The organism is Arthrobacter sp. TJ-266 (genome assembly GCF_058269115.1).
The window spans coordinates 473,318-487,250 of sequence record NZ_JBZCNC010000003.1; the positions used below are offsets into that span (position 1 = coordinate 473,318).

Sequence of the window (13,933 nt, forward strand, 5' to 3'; positions counted from 1 at the left end):
GGCGATCTCCTAGGTCCTCACTGAGATCGGGATGGTTGCGAGAGCATGTGCCGCAACCCGCGCGAGGACCTCGAGCGCGATGCCGTTGCGGTGCAGGAGCGACAGCGAGTGAATGGTGCCTGCGAGGAAAGCGGCAAGTGCCTCAGGGTCGGCGCTCTCGTCGAGGCGGCCGCTCCGGCGGTCTGCGTGAAGTGCGGCGGTGATGGTGCTGATCTGGGTGCGGAGCAAATCGGAGACCACGGCTTGGGAGCGTATACCCAGTGACGGCAGGTCGGAGGTGCTCTGGGCGATCAGGCAGCCCGCGGGCAGCCCGGTGTCGGACATCCGGGTGAGGGCTGCGTCGAAGGTGGCGCGCAGGGCCTGAGCCGAGTTGTCGGCGTGGATGCGGAACGCCTCGCGGACCGGGGGGCCGTACCGGTCGACGTAGGAGTCGAGGGCGAGAAGGAACAGGTCTTCCTTCTCCCCGAAGGTGCTGTACATGCTGGCCCGTCCTATGCCCGTCGCCGCTTCGAGATCCTGCACCGACGTGCCGCGGTAGCCCTGGGTCCAGAACACCCGCAGTGCCGCCTCGAGGGCGACCTGAGGGTCGAACTGCTTGCGGCCGGCCATGTCCTCCCCGTTCATCTTGGAATAATCAGTCTAACGCTCTCCCGCACCGATTCCTCCCTGGACAGACTCTGTGGCCCATGTTGAAACGATTGGTCAAAGATGCAACGCTGGTGGCCTTCGACAGAACGGACGCAACCATGACAACCACCGACTCCGACATCAGCGGCGACATCGCCGCAGTGCGCGAGGTCCTCGCGAAGCGCGCCGACGCTCTGCGGACGACCTCCGCCACCGGCACGCTGGCCACCCAGTCGCGGGACTTCGTGCAATACGGGCTCAACGGCCCACTCCAGCTGGCGGGCGAGACCCGGATGGACGCCGCCTACCTCGAGCAGGCATTCCACAACTTCGAGGGACCGGTCGACTACGAGGTCGTCGACCAGCACGAGCTGGTCGGTCATGGCGTCGCGGTCACCTACAGCCTGTCCCGGATCGCCTACACGGTCGCCGGGCAACGCACCGAGTTGTGGTTCCGCAAGACCCTCGCCCTGGCCAAGATCGACGGCTCCTGGGTGATCGTCCACGAGCACGAATCGGTGCCGATGGCTCTCGAGGGCCGCGCGGCGACGGACCTGCGTCCATGAGCGCCGCCGACGCCGGCACGACGCGCCATGAGGCAGTCCGCACCGCCGCGCTGAAACGCGGGTTCGACGGCTGGGAGACGGGCACGGTCGACCACGACGGCACCCGTATCGGCTACCGCGTCGGCGGCCAGGGCCCCACGGTCCTGCTGATCCACGGCTTCCCCCAGAGCGGCTACGAGTGGCATCGGGTGGCTCCGATCCTGGCCGAGCGCTACCGGGTGATCGTCCCCGACTACCGCGGCGCCGCCGGGTCCGACGTGCCGGCCGACGGCTACGACAAGAGCACGATGGCCGCTGACCTCCACGCCGTCGTTGCAGCACTCGCCGCAGCCGGCGACCACGCTGCGCACGTCGTCGGCCATGACATCGGCACGACCATCGCCCACGCCTACGCCCGACAGCATGATGCCGACGTCTGCAGCCTGACGCTCGTCGAGGGCGTCGTGCCCGGCACGGCGACTCTCCAGGCCATCGTTGCCGGCGGTGCCGCATGGCACTTCGGCTTCCATCAACAGGTGGACCTTGCCACCGCGCTGATCTCCGGCCGTGAGGAGGTCTACGTCGACCACTTCTTCGACACCTTCCTCCTCGATCGTCGAACCGTGGGGCCCGAGGACAGACGGTTCTATGCCGACGCGCTCCGACGTCCGGGGGCCGTGCACGCGGCGGTCTCCACGTACGCCGCCTGGTTCGGCCAGGACGCGGCCGACACCCGAGCCCACCTCGACCAGGACGGCCTGCTGACGGTCCCGACCCTCGCCATCGGCGGCGAGCACTCGATGGGAGCCGCCATGGCCGCCGTCGCCGGCGACATCGCCGCCCACGTCATCCAGGTGACCGTGCCGGCCGGACACTTCCTCACCGACGAGCGGCCCGACGAGATCGCCCGGCTCCTGCTCGACCACCTGGACCGCCAGGAAGCGCATCACACCAGGTCGACCGGGTGACGGGGAGTATCGCCCCTTGACCCGTGATGCTGCCACCATGATGCCTGGCGACAGAGGGCACCCTCATGATGGTCGGTCCGCAGCCTCGGTTCGCTCCCAGTAGGCCGCGATCGAGCGCGACATCGCCGCCGCGAAGCCCATCACGGCGCTGATGCTGCGCCCCTGACGGCCGCCGATCAACTCTTCGTACGACTGAGAAGTTAGGTTATGCTTGCCTAGCCTCTGCGACCTGGGCAGGGCTTTTCTCGGCAAGGAAGCCCTCTCATGTTCGCGAACTACCTGATCGGCCTGCGCGAAGGCCTCGAGGCCGCGCTCGTGGTGGTCATCCTCATCGCCTACCTGGTGAAGATCCGGCGCAAGGACCTGCTGCCCGGCATCTGGCTCGGGGTGTCCCTCGCGGCCGCCCTGTCCCTCGGGTTCGGCGCGCTCCTCACGTACGGCACGCACGGCCTGACCTTCGAGGCCCAGGAGGCGATCGGCGGCTCGCTGTCCATCATCGCCGTGGGGCTCGTGACCTGGATGGTCTTCTGGATGGCGCGGACCGCGAAGAACATGCGCGGCGAGTTGCACGGCCATGTGGATCGGCACCTCGCGGCGGGCGGTAAGGGCCTCGTGGTCGTCGCCTTCCTCGCCGTCGGCCGCGAGGGCCTCGAGACCGCCCTGTTCATCTGGTCCGCGGTGCAGGCCACCGGGTCCACCACCCAGCCCATCCTGGGCGCCGCGCTGGGACTCACCTCCGCCGTCGTGCTGGGCTGGATGTTCTACCGCGGGATGCTCCGCATCAACCTCTCGAGGTTCTTCACCTGGACCGGCGGCATGCTCATCATCGTGGCGGCAGGCGTGCTCTCCTACGGCATCCACGACCTCCAGGAAGCGGGCATCCTGCCAGGCCTCAACACCCTCATGTTCGACGTCAGCGCCGCGGTGCCGCCGTCCAGCTGGTACGGCACGATCCTGAAGGGCACCGTCAACTTCTCGCCCGCCACCACCTGGCTCGAAGGCATCGCCTGGCTGGCTTACACCATCCCCACCATGACCCTGTTCATCCGGCAGAGCCTCCGGCGCACGCCCGCTCCCGCCACCGCACAGCCCGTTCCCCAAGGAGTCCAGTGATCACCGCCCGCCTGCCGAAGCCCGCCGCCCTCCTGGCGGCGTGCGGCGTCGTCCTCCTCACCGCCTGCACCCCGAACGCCACGGCCGGCACGTCCGACGGCGCTGCCCCGGGTGAGTTGACGGTCACCAGCACCGCCGGCGAGTGCGCGGTCTCCGCGGACACGGCCGGGAGCGGCCCCCTCGCCTTCGCGATCACCAATTCCGGTGACCAGGTCACGGAGTTCTACCTCCTGGCCGAGGACGGCCTGCGGATCGTCTCCGAAGTGGAGAACATCGGCCCCGGGATCAGCCGCAACCTGGTGGTCAACGCCAAGCCCGGCTCCTACTACACCGTGTGCAAGCCGGGCATGGTGGGCGACGGCGTGGGGCGCGCCGCCTTCACCGTCACCGACTCCGGGACGGCCGTCGAGGCCAGCGGGGACGAGCAGGAGCAGATCGACACCGCCGTGCTCAATTACAAGGCCTACGTCAAGGACCAGGTGGACCAGCTGCTCACGGGCACCGAGGACTTCGCCGCCGCCTACATCGCCGGGAACGACGACGAGGCGCGGCGCCTGTACCCGACCACGCGCATGCACTTCGAGCGCGTGGAGCCCGTGGCCGAGAGCTTCGGCGACCTCGACCCCAAGCTCGACAACCGTGAGGCGGACCTCGCCGAGGGTGAGGAGTGGACCGGCTGGCACCGCATCGAGAAGGATCTCTGGCCGCCCGCCGACGCCGCGTACACGCCCCTGACGCAGGCCGAACGCGAGGCCGTTGCCGCGCAGCTCGTCGAGGACACCACCACGCTGCATGCGAGCATCCAGGACATCGAGCTCTCCCTCGACCAGCTCGCCAACGGGGCGATCGCCCTCATGGACGAGGTGGCCAACGGCAAGGTCACGGGTGAGGAGGAGATCTGGTCCGGGACCGACCTCTGGGACTTCCAGGGCAACGTCGAGGGCGCGCGGGTGCTGTTCGACGGCCTGAAGGACCTCCTCGCGGTCAAGGACCCCGAGCTCGTGACGACCCTCGAGGCCGACTTCACCGCGCTGTCCTCCGCACTCGACGAGCACCGTACCAGCGCCCCCGACGCCGCCCAGCGGGACATCACCTACGTCACGTACGGCGAGTTGGGCCCCGAGGACGTCAAGGCGCTGTCAGACCGCGTGAACGCACTCAGCGAACCCCTCTCGCGGATCACCGCGTCACTGCTGGGCTAGCCGACATGTCACCCCGTACCTTCCGCATCTCGCGCCGCAGGGCGCTCTCCCTGGCCGGGGTCAGTGCCGCTGCGGGCGTGGGCGCCGGTGTGGCCGCCGGACGCTCGGTCCCGGAGGCGACGGCGAGCCCGGCCGATCCCGACGCACTCAGCTACCCGTTCCACGGCGAGCACCAGGCCGGTATCACCACCCCGGCGCAGGACCGCCTGCATTTCGCCGTCTTCGACATGGACGACGTGCCGCGGGAGAAGTTGATCGGCCTCCTCGAGGACTGGACGGTCGCCGCGGCACGTATGAGCCAGGGCGGCAGTGCGGGCGAGTTCGACCCCGACGCCGGTCCCTACGAGGCCCCGCCCGAGGACACGGGTGAGGCGATGGACCTCGGCCCCACCGGCCTGACCATCACGTTCGGCTTCGGCCCCACGCTCTTCCGCACGGCCGACGGCGTGGACAGGTTCGGTCTCGCGGCGCGGCAGCCGAGGGCCCTGGTCCAGCTGCCGAAATTCTCCGGAGACATGCTCGACGAGCGCATCAGCGGCGGTGACCTCTGCATCCAGGCGTGCGCCGACGATCCCCAGGTGGCGGTCCACGCCATCCGGAACCTCTCGCGCATCGCCTTCGGCCGCGCGTCGCTGCGCTATTCGCAACTGGGCTTCGGCCGGACCTCGAGCACCAGCACGGCGCAGGTGACCCCGCGCAACCTCTTCGGCTTCAAGGACGGGACCTCCAACCTCAAGGCCGAGGACCCGGCTGCCGTGGACGAGCACGTGTGGGTCGGCCAGGACGACGACCAGGCGTGGATGGCGGGCGGCTCCTACCTCGTCTCCCGCAAGGTCCGCATGAACATCGAGCCCTGGGACCGCACGCGGCTCTCCGAGCAGGAGCGTTCCATCGGCCGGACCAAGGGGGCCGGCGCGCCCCTCTCCGGTGGCGACGAGTTCACGGCACCGGACTTCTCCATGCCGGGCAAGGGCGGTGAGCCGATCATCGCCGAGCACTCCCACGTGCGGCTCGCGCACCCCGACGCGAACGGCGGCGCCCGGATGCTGCGGCGCGGCTACAACTTCGTGGACGGCAACGACGAGCTCGGGCGGCTCGACGCCGGTCTCTTCTTCATCTGCTTCCAGCGCGACCCCGAGCGCGGCTTCATCCCGGTGCAGACGCGCCTCGCCGGCTCGGACATCCTCAACGAGTACATCAAGCACGTGAGCTCGGCGCTGTTCGCGGTGCCCGGCGGCGTGGCCGAGGGAAGCTTCGTGGGGGCGCGGCTCTTCGAGGCCTGACCAGTTTCCTGCCCACCCGCGAGAGGTGGCACCGCTCACGAACGTGCCGGGCGCCGTCGTACCGTCGGGGTATCCCGAGGCGTGGCTGCCCTGATCCGGCACAGCAGCCGGGTGGCGGCGTCGGCACCGAGCCGGGCCGGCGCCTGACCCTCCGGCACGCAGCCGCCCTCCGCTCCCGCGGCCTCGGGCGGTGGACCACCGAACAGGTCCGCGACGACCACGGGGGTGCCGTCCCGATCGGGGCACGGCGGCGCGACGCGGCGGGCGACGCCGAAGAGCACGCCATCCACCCGGTGTCCCAGGAAGCGCTCCAGGATGCGCCCGTTTCCCGACGGATCGCCGGCCGCGTCCTGCACCACGGCCTCGAAACCCTGCCGGCCCAGGACGTCGATGATCACCGCCAGCGTCATCGACGCACCGACCGCGCCGAGGGGGAGCGCGACCCCGACCAGCATGACCCGACCCCCTGCGAGGGAACTCGCCACGCGGTTCGGCGTGTAGCCCAGCTCCCGGACGGCCCGTTCCACCCGTCGGCGGGTGTGCGCGCTGACGCCCGGGTGGTCGTTCAGGACCCGCGACACCGTCGCGCCGGACACCCCGGCGGCATCGGCGACGTCGGCCATCGTCACGGAATGCACGGGATGCACCTGGCTCACGGGAACCGTGATGGGGTCCGGGCGCGGCCGGGCTACTTGACGCTGCCGGCGGTGAGCCCCCGGACGAAGAACCGCTGGAGCCCGAAGAAGATCACGAGGGGCACCACGAGGGTGATGAAGGAGCCCGCGGCAACGCGCTGCCAGCCCTGACCGTACTGGCCCAGCAACGTGTACAGGCCCTGCGTCATGACCGCGTTGGGCCCGCTCTGGATGAAGATGTACGCCACGAGGAAGTCGTTCCAGACCCAGAGGAACTGGAAGATGGCGAAGGACGCGAGGGCGGGGACGGACATCGGCACCACGAGCCGCCAGAACGTCTGGAAGTGGCTCGCGCCGTCGATCTTCGCGGCCTCGATGAGTGAGTTGGGCAGGGTCTGCATGTAGTTGCGCAGCATGTAGATGGCGAGCGGCATGGCGAACGTCGCGTGGACGATCCACGCTGCGGGGTACTGGCCGATGATCTGGATGCCGGTGGTGTTCCCGAACCAGACGAAGAGCTGCAGCACGGGGATGATCGCCAGCTGCACGGGAACCACCATGAGCCCGAGGACGATCCCGAAGTAGATCTCCTTGCCCCGGAACTGGAAGAACGTGAACGCGTAGGCAGCCATCGCCGCGATCATCACCGGGAGCACCGTGGCCGGGATGGTCACGGCGACCGAGTTCCAGAACGTGGTCCCGACGTCGAGTGCCAGCCAGGCGTCGGAGAAGTTCTGGCCGGTCCACCCCTGGCCGAAGGGGTCGACGAACACGGTCCACCAGCCGGTGGCATCGACGCCGGCCCTGGTGCGGAAGCTCGTGATGAGCAGGCCGACGAGCGGGAAGAGCCACGCCAGGGCGATGGCCCCCATGATGACGGTGCTGAGGACGCGGGGTTTCGCCGTCTCCTCGGGAGTACGTCGGCGCGGCTTCTTCGCAGTACGGGTGTCGATCTGCACGCGCCCCTCGGCGTCGTCGACGATCGGTGTCGGAATGATGGTCATCGGAGTTCCTCCTGCGCTTTGTAGCTGCGGACCTGGTAGACGATCAGTGGGACGACGGCGATCATCAGGATGATGACGACGGCCGCGGCCTTGCCGGGGTTCTGGAAGCTGAAGAGCTGCGCGTAGAAGTCGACGGCGAGGACGCTCGTGTTGTACTGCCCGCCGGTCATGGCGTAGATGATGTCGAAGATCTTCATGACGAAGATGACGATGGTCACGAAGACCGCGAGGACCGTGCCGCGGATCTGCGGGATGATCACCAGGAAGAAGGCCCGCCGTTCGCTGGCGCCGTCGAGGCGGGCGGCCTCGATGGTCTCCTCAGGAACGGCCTTGATGGCTGCGGAGAGCAGCACCATGGCGAACCCGGTCTGGAGCCAGATGGCGATGACCATCAGGAGGAAGCTGTTCAGGCGGCCCTGGTCGAGCGTGAGCCAGGGAATGGGATCCTGACCGGTGACGCCCGTCCAGAGTGCATTGAGGAGGTAGATCTGCGGGTTGCCCGGGGGCGCGTAGAAATAGATGAATCTCCAGGTGACGGCTGCCGCCACACCGCTGATGGCCATCGGCAGGAAGATCATCGCCTTGAAGGTGGTCTCGCGTTTCTTGCCGAGCCGGTCGGTGAGGATCGCCACGAGGAGCCCGATCACGAGCGTCACCGCAGGGACGACGAGCACCCAGAGCAGGTTGTTGAGGAGGACCCCGAGGAACCCCGGGTCCGTCACCAGCTCGACGTAGTTCTGCAGCCCGACGAAGCGGTCACCTTCCCCGCGCCGCTGACTCGTCTGGGTGAAGCTCTGGAACAGGGTTCTCACGGCCGGGTACAGCAGGAAGATGGACACGAGGATCAGGACGGGCGCGAGGAAGACGTAGGGCAGGAGCCGCGCTTTCCAGCGGTTGCTGCTCTTCTCCACCAGCCAGTTGAGGCTCCAGAAGATGAGGAGGGAGATCCCGAGTCCGAGGACGACCGAGACGAGTGCGCTGAGGATGGGCATGGTGTCTGCTACCTGACGTCGTTGTGAGGAGGTGGCGACGACGGCCGGGATCGGCGGGACCCCGGCCGTCGCGAGCGTCGTCTAGCGGTTGGGCCAGGAGGCGTCGATGGCCTGGAAAGCCTCGTCCATGGTCGTCTGGCCCGAGAACCAGTTGGTGAGCTGCGTCCATTCGGTGCCGGCTCCCACTTCACCGGGCATCTGGTCGGAGGCATCGAATCCGAAGATGGTCGATTCGGCGAGCAGGCTCTGTGCTTTCCGCTGGAACTCCGTGGTGTAGTTGGCGGCGTCGAAGTCGTTGTGCGGGGACAGGAAGATCGCCTGGCTGGCGTACCCGTTGGTCCCGAAGTCCTTGCCGACGAGGTATTCGACGACCTGCCGGGTCTCGTCGGAGTTGGTGAACGCACCGACGAGGTCGCCGCCGCCGAGCATCGCGACGTCGGTCCCCTCGGGGGAGGGCAACTGGAAGAAGTCGATGTTGGTCAGGTCGCCGGCCTGGATCTCGGCCTTGATGTCCTCGGGGAAGAAATCCGAGATGAACGATCCCTGCCGCATCATGAAGCACTGGCCGTTGTCCCTGCCTTCCGTGAACAGCTGGTTGCCCGCCGTCTGGAAGGAGGTGGTCGCCGCGGCGGGCCCGCCGCCGTTGACCTTGCCGGGTGCGAGGAGTTGCTCCGCGACCTTGTCGCCGGCCTGGCGCACCAGATCGCTGTCGAAGGTCACGTCCCCCGCGATCCACGCGTTGTACTCCTCGAGCCCGCCGTAGCGCAGCACGTACTCCTCGAGCCAGTCCGTGGCGGCCCAGCCGGTACCCGCGCCGGACTCGAGGCCCATGCACCAGGGCGAGCCGAGGTCGCGGTCGATGATCGTCTGCTGCAGTTCCGTGAGCTCCGCATCCGTGGTCGGGATGGTCAGCCCGGCCGTCTCGAAGGCGCTGGGGTTGTACCAGACGAGGGACTTGACGTTGATGGAGTAGGGCAGGCCGAACGTCTGTCCGTCCACCTGCGCGATGGTGCCGAGGCCGTTGGCTTCATCGGCGATGACCGCCTCGACGTCGATCCCGAGTTCCTCGAGCGGGAACAGGGACGACGTCTGGCTCTTCAGGACCCCCGGCTGCGGGTAGATCGCGATGTCCGGGGGGTTCCCCGCGGTGGCCCGCGCCACGACGGCCGTCTGGAAATCGGTGTTGCCGTCATAGGTGACCTCGATGCCCGACGTCTCGGACCACACGTCGAGATCCGCCTGGAAGGCCTCGGCCTGGGCGTCGGTGAACGCACCCATGATGGTGATCGGCCCTCCGTCGCCGCCCTCGGCCTCACCTCCTCCGCCTCCGCTGCAGCCGGTCATCGCGAGGGCCAGGGCGACGGTCAGCGACCCGGCGATTTTCTGTGGAAGCCTCATCGCTTCGTCCTTTCGATTGCGGGGTAGCATCTACCCAAAACGTTTTGATAGCTCCTGACCTTAGTGAGCGTCATCACGAACCACAAAACGTTTTAGGCCTCGATCACATAACGATATGGACACCATGGAGAAGCTCCGCGGCCATGACCGCCCCCGGTTCCACTTCACCTCGGAGGGGTGGATCAACGATCCCCACGGGATCACGTTCTCCGACGGCAGGTACCACCTGTTCTTCCAGCACGTCCCGGGCGACACGTCCTGGGGGCTGGGGTGCCACTGGGGCCATGCCGCCGGTCCCGATCTGTTCTCGCTGACCGAGCTGCCGCCGGCGCTGGCGCCCGGCGACGGGGACGACGGCGTCTGGTCCGGATCGCTGATGGTGGATGCGGCGGGACGCGCGCGCATCTTCTACACGTCCGTCTCGGCGGACCATCCCGCGGTGGGGAGCGTGCGGTCGGCTACGCCGCTCGACGACGACTGGCTCCGCTGGGAGAAGGGACCTGTCGTGGCCGTGCCGCCCCGGGAACAGGGGGTGGTCGTGTACCGCGACCCGACGATCGTCCAGGTGGACGGGACGGTGCGGATGCTCGTGGGCGCCGGCTTCGCCGACGGGAGCGCCGGCGCTCTCGGGTACGTGTCCGACGACGGCGTGGACTGGCGTGAGGACAGGATCGCCGTTCGGCGCTCCGGTGCGGAGAACCTGCCCCTGTGGGCCGGCTCGATGTGGGAGTGCCCCCAGATCATCGGGGTGGACGGCCGGCACGTGCTCCTGGTGTCCGTCTGGGACGACGACGTGCTCTGCGACGTCGTCTACGCCCTCGGTACCTTCACCGACGGGGCCTTCGCCCCGCGGACGTGGGGTCGGCTGAGCTACGGCCCGTCCCCGTACGCGGCCACGACCTTCACGGACGCCGACGGCTCGCCCTGCCTGATGTTCTGGCTTCGGGAGGTCGCGGGTACGGGGTGGGCTGGCGCCCATTCGATCCCGTACCGGCTCCGCGTGCAGGACGACGTGCTGGTGGCCTCGCCCCACGGGGACCTCGAGCGGTACCGGACCGAGGCCGGGGGCAGCGACGCCGTCGACGTCCTGTGGCCGCCTGCTGCGGGTGACGCGCTGGAGGTCCGGCGGGCCGGCACCGTGATCCTCGCGATGCACCGGAATCCGGCCACGGTGGTCGTCCGGATCGGCGCGGACGAGTTCGAGGTGCCGTGGGCGGGGGACCTGCGCGTCGTCGTCGACGGTCCGATCGTGGAGGTCTCCTCCGAGGCGGGGATCTTCGCGGCGCCGCTCCCGGGCTCGGAGGGGGCGGTGACGGCGGCCGGGGACGGGATCACGGTCTTCGGCCTGCGCCACCCCTCGGCCGGGTGACGGCGGACCGCTGACCCTAGCCGCCCCACAGTGGACCGTGTGATCGCGGGGCCGAGACGGAGCCACGCGTGACGAGGGTGCCGGGCAGGCGCGTCTCGACCTGCGCCTCGCGGACGGCGCCGTCCAGTTCCGCCAGGGCCGTGAGGACGGCCCACCGGCCCATCGCGTAGTGCGGCAGGGAGACGGTCGTCAGCCCGGGGAGCAGGCCCGAGGACACCGGTTCGAAGTCGTCCACCGAGATCACCGAGAGGTCATCGGGGATCCTCACCCCCGCGCGCTCGGCGGCCTGGTACACACCCATGGCCATGGGGTCGTTGAAGCAGAACACCGCCGTGACGTCGTGGGCCCTCGCGGCCATCAGTTCGGCGAAGGCGGCGCGCCCTGCTGCCGAGGTACCGGGATCACCGCCCGTGAAGATCCGCGGACGCAGCCCGGCATCGTGCAGGGCGGCCGAGTACCCGGCCAGGCGGCCCACACTCCCGCGGCCCGTCGCCGAGACTGTCAGGTGGGCGATCGCCGTATGGCCTGCGGCGATCAGCGTCTCCGTCGCGAGGCGCCCGATCTGCTCCTCGTCCGGCACCACCGAACGGAGACCACCACGGACATCCGTGGTGTCGACGAGCACGGACGGGATCCTGTCCAGTTCGCGGGGCAGGATCGCGGAGTCCTGGTGGAACATCCGTGCGTAGATCACGGCGTCCACCTGCGCGGCGAGGAGTCCAGCGAGCTGCCGGGACTCGATGCCGGTGTCGCGGCTCGAGTTCACCACGACGAGCAACTGGTCACGCTCGGACGCGGCATCCTGCGCACCGAGGACCACCCGCGTGGCGAACGGCGTGGTGGCGATGTCGTCCGAGACGAGCCCCAGGGTCTGCGACCGGCGGCTCCGGAGCCCGCTCGCGAGCCGGTTCGGCGCATAGCCGAGTTCGTCGGCCACGCGACGCACGCGGATCCTCGTCGCCTCGGCGACGGGTCCGCGGCCGCTCAGGGCGTGCGACACCGTGGTGATGGACACCGAGGCCGCCCGTGCGACATCCGCAATGCCGACGGGCTTCGGGGCGGCACTGTGCGACACCTGCCCCACCCCCTCCGGTCGTCCTCCGCGGCTACGCAGAACTCTAGACCCCGGACGGCGCGGGCCGTGCGCTCAGGATTCGTCGCGCTCGGAACCGGTCCCGCGCCGGACGTGGTCCGGCGCTACACCCGGATGTCCTCCAGGGATGCCAACTCCCGCCACGCAGAGCTCCCCCCGATCGAGGAGTCCCCGCGGAGCGCGGGGTCCGCGGCGGGCAGACGATCGGCGGCGACGAGGGTCCCGAGATCGAGACCCGTCAGGCCCTGGACGGCCCCCACCGGCACCTGGAACGTCCGGAACGGTCCGAGCGGCGGGGCGTCGTCCACCGCTCCCGGGCGCGGGACGTCGGGCAGCTCGGAGAGCTGCGGGGTCTGGTCGATCACGTAGGCGGTCGCGGCGAGGCGGCCGTCCTGCACGAAGGCCGCCACCTTGAAGTAGCGCAGCGGGATCTCCACCCCCCGATACACCGGATCGAGCTCGCCGAACACGGGCCCGGTGAACACCACGAGGCGGCGCTCGTACTGCGCGGCGTTGTCCAGCAGGTAGTTCTCGAGGCCCAGCCACAGCTCCATGCCCTGGTTGAACTCCGCCGCCTGGGGAGCGGCGTTGGTGTAGTGGAAGGTGTCCACGTTGGCCTGCGACGCCTCCGCCCGGGTGTCCCCCCACACGGCGGACGCCCGCCGAACGAGGTGACCGCGGTCGATGTCGTTGCGGGCGTAGGCCCGTTCACCTGTCTGCTGGTCCTCGGAGAGCCGCGGATCGAGCCGCCAGTTGATCCCGGAGCGGCTGAGGTCCATGAGCTTCGCGCCGTCGATGCAGAGCCCGGCCACCGCAGCGAGGCGCTTGTCGAGCCGCATGAGCACGGAGAAGTGCGTGTACGGCAGCAGTGCCGTGTCGACGTCACCGGTCAGTGCGGGCAGCGGCAGGTCCTCGCCCGTGGCCAGGAACCCGGCGTCGTAGCCGTCGCGGTCCTCGAGGTCGGCGGCGGTGACCGCGGTGGGTACGGGCAGCAGTTCGTCCATGTCCGGAACGTATCAGCGGCAGGTGACCTTCCCGTGAACGGGCGGGTCCGCCGCTGCGGTTCAGGGCACGGGCCTCAGCAGGCGGCGCGCGGCCTCGACGGCCGCGGTGCGGTGGGAGCCGAGGGTGCTTCCCGCCGCGTGCTCGTGCGCCATGAGCGGAGCCTGCGCCCAGGCGTTGGCGAGCCCGAACAGGAGCGTCAGGAGCTCCTCGGGCACCCAGGTGGTGTCGACCGTGCCCAGCTCCTGGGCCTCGCGGATGGCGGACAGCATGCCGGCCGCCTTCGGCGACGGGTTCGGGACGTCGTACTGCAGCCCTTCGAGCCGCGCCCAGGTGAGCATGCGGAGGATGTCCGGGTGCTCGTGCGTGTGGTCGAAGACGTGGCCGACGAAGGCTGCGACGTCGCCGGGGTCCAGGATCATCGCCTCGTCGAACTCTGCGACGTTCGCGTCCAGGACGGCCTGGAAGAGAACCGTCTTCTCGGTGAAGTGCGCGTAGAGGCGCTCCTTGCTCGCCGCGGCGGCCTTTGCGATGCGGTCGATCCTCGCGCCGGCGAGTCCGTGGGCGGCGAACTCGGCGCGCGCCGCCAGGAGTACCCGGGCACGTACGTCGGTCGTCGTCGTCGTCATTCCGCCAGTATAACCAAACGAACTAGTTCGTTTGACTCAGCCGAGGGCGCCTTCTACGCTCGGAGGTGACATC

At 69.2% G+C, this 13,933-nt stretch carries 14 protein-coding genes; 6 read left to right on the forward strand and 8 right to left on the reverse strand.

The window, feature by feature from the left end; genetic code table 11:
• Positions 1–9 precede the first annotated feature (9 nt).
• Positions 10–624 carry a TetR/AcrR family transcriptional regulator gene (locus tag AC4D12_RS10880; RefSeq protein WP_490949934.1) on the reverse strand — a complete coding sequence of 205 codons (615 nt, stop codon included), beginning with the start codon at positions 622–624 and terminating at the stop codon, positions 10–12.
• A gap of 122 nt (positions 625–746) precedes the next feature.
• Between AC4D12_RS10880 and AC4D12_RS10885 the strand changes: the two genes are divergently transcribed.
• From AC4D12_RS10885 to efeB, 5 genes are all read left to right on the forward strand, one after another.
• Complete coding sequence (locus AC4D12_RS10885; RefSeq protein WP_490949935.1) at positions 747–1,193, forward strand: nuclear transport factor 2 family protein; 447 nt, start codon at positions 747–749, stop codon at positions 1,191–1,193.
• Positions 1,190–2,140, forward strand: a complete 951-nt coding sequence (locus tag AC4D12_RS10890; protein ID WP_490949936.1) for an alpha/beta fold hydrolase — start codon at positions 1,190–1,192, stop codon at positions 2,138–2,140. Before AC4D12_RS10885 ends, AC4D12_RS10890 begins: the two co-directional genes overlap by 4 nt.
• A 264-nt stretch (positions 2,141–2,404) precedes the next feature.
• Entirely contained in the window at positions 2,405–3,253 is an 849-nt protein-coding gene (gene efeU, locus AC4D12_RS10895) for an iron uptake transporter permease EfeU (RefSeq protein WP_490949937.1), read from the forward strand.
• Positions 3,250–4,455 carry an iron uptake system protein EfeO gene (gene efeO, locus AC4D12_RS10900; protein ID WP_490949938.1) on the forward strand — a complete coding sequence of 402 codons (1,206 nt, stop codon included), beginning with the start codon at positions 3,250–3,252 and terminating at the stop codon, positions 4,453–4,455. Before efeU ends, efeO begins: the two co-directional genes overlap by 4 nt.
• A 5-nt stretch (positions 4,456–4,460) precedes the next feature.
• Positions 4,461–5,738, forward strand: a complete 1,278-nt coding sequence (gene efeB, locus AC4D12_RS10905; protein WP_490949939.1) for an iron uptake transporter deferrochelatase/peroxidase subunit — start codon at positions 4,461–4,463, stop codon at positions 5,736–5,738.
• 35 nt (positions 5,739–5,773) lie between these two features.
• Here the strand turns inward: efeB and AC4D12_RS10910 are convergent, their stop codons facing one another.
• The 4 genes from AC4D12_RS10910 to AC4D12_RS10925 all read right to left on the reverse strand — a co-directional run bounded on the left by AC4D12_RS10910 (position 5,774) and on the right by AC4D12_RS10925 (position 9,767).
• The gene (locus AC4D12_RS10910) at positions 5,774–6,376 is read right to left on the reverse strand and encodes a LacI family DNA-binding transcriptional regulator (RefSeq protein WP_490949940.1); all 603 of its coding nucleotides are present in this window, start codon (positions 6,374–6,376) and stop codon (positions 5,774–5,776) included.
• Positions 6,377–6,426: 50 nt separating this feature from the next.
• The gene (locus AC4D12_RS10915; RefSeq protein WP_490949941.1) at positions 6,427–7,377 is read right to left on the reverse strand and encodes a carbohydrate ABC transporter permease; all 951 of its coding nucleotides are present in this window, start codon (positions 7,375–7,377) and stop codon (positions 6,427–6,429) included.
• Positions 7,374–8,369 (reverse strand): carbohydrate ABC transporter permease, encoded by a 996-nt coding sequence (locus tag AC4D12_RS10920; protein ID WP_490949942.1) that lies wholly within the window; start codon positions 8,367–8,369, stop codon positions 7,374–7,376. Before AC4D12_RS10920 ends, AC4D12_RS10915 begins: the two co-directional genes overlap by 4 nt.
• A gap of 81 nt (positions 8,370–8,450) precedes the next feature.
• Positions 8,451–9,767, reverse strand: a complete 1,317-nt coding sequence (locus tag AC4D12_RS10925) for an ABC transporter substrate-binding protein (RefSeq protein WP_490949943.1) — start codon at positions 9,765–9,767, stop codon at positions 8,451–8,453.
• 115 nt (positions 9,768–9,882) lie between these two features.
• On the opposite strand from AC4D12_RS10925, the gene AC4D12_RS10930 reads away from it, so the two are divergent.
• Positions 9,883–11,136, forward strand: a complete 1,254-nt coding sequence (locus AC4D12_RS10930; protein WP_490949944.1) for a glycoside hydrolase family 32 protein — start codon at positions 9,883–9,885, stop codon at positions 11,134–11,136.
• 16 nt (positions 11,137–11,152) lie between these two features.
• Here AC4D12_RS10930 and AC4D12_RS10935 read toward each other — a convergent pair whose 3' ends face one another.
• From AC4D12_RS10935 to AC4D12_RS10945, 3 genes are all read right to left on the reverse strand, one after another.
• Positions 11,153–12,220, reverse strand: a complete 1,068-nt coding sequence (locus AC4D12_RS10935; protein WP_490949945.1) for a LacI family DNA-binding transcriptional regulator — start codon at positions 12,218–12,220, stop codon at positions 11,153–11,155.
• 113 nt (positions 12,221–12,333) lie between these two features.
• Positions 12,334–13,233, reverse strand: a complete 900-nt coding sequence (locus tag AC4D12_RS10940) for a DNA/RNA non-specific endonuclease (RefSeq protein WP_490949946.1) — start codon at positions 13,231–13,233, stop codon at positions 12,334–12,336.
• A gap of 60 nt (positions 13,234–13,293) precedes the next feature.
• Complete coding sequence (locus tag AC4D12_RS10945) at positions 13,294–13,860, reverse strand: TetR/AcrR family transcriptional regulator (RefSeq protein WP_490949947.1); 567 nt, start codon at positions 13,858–13,860, stop codon at positions 13,294–13,296.
• Positions 13,861–13,933 lie beyond the last annotated feature (73 nt).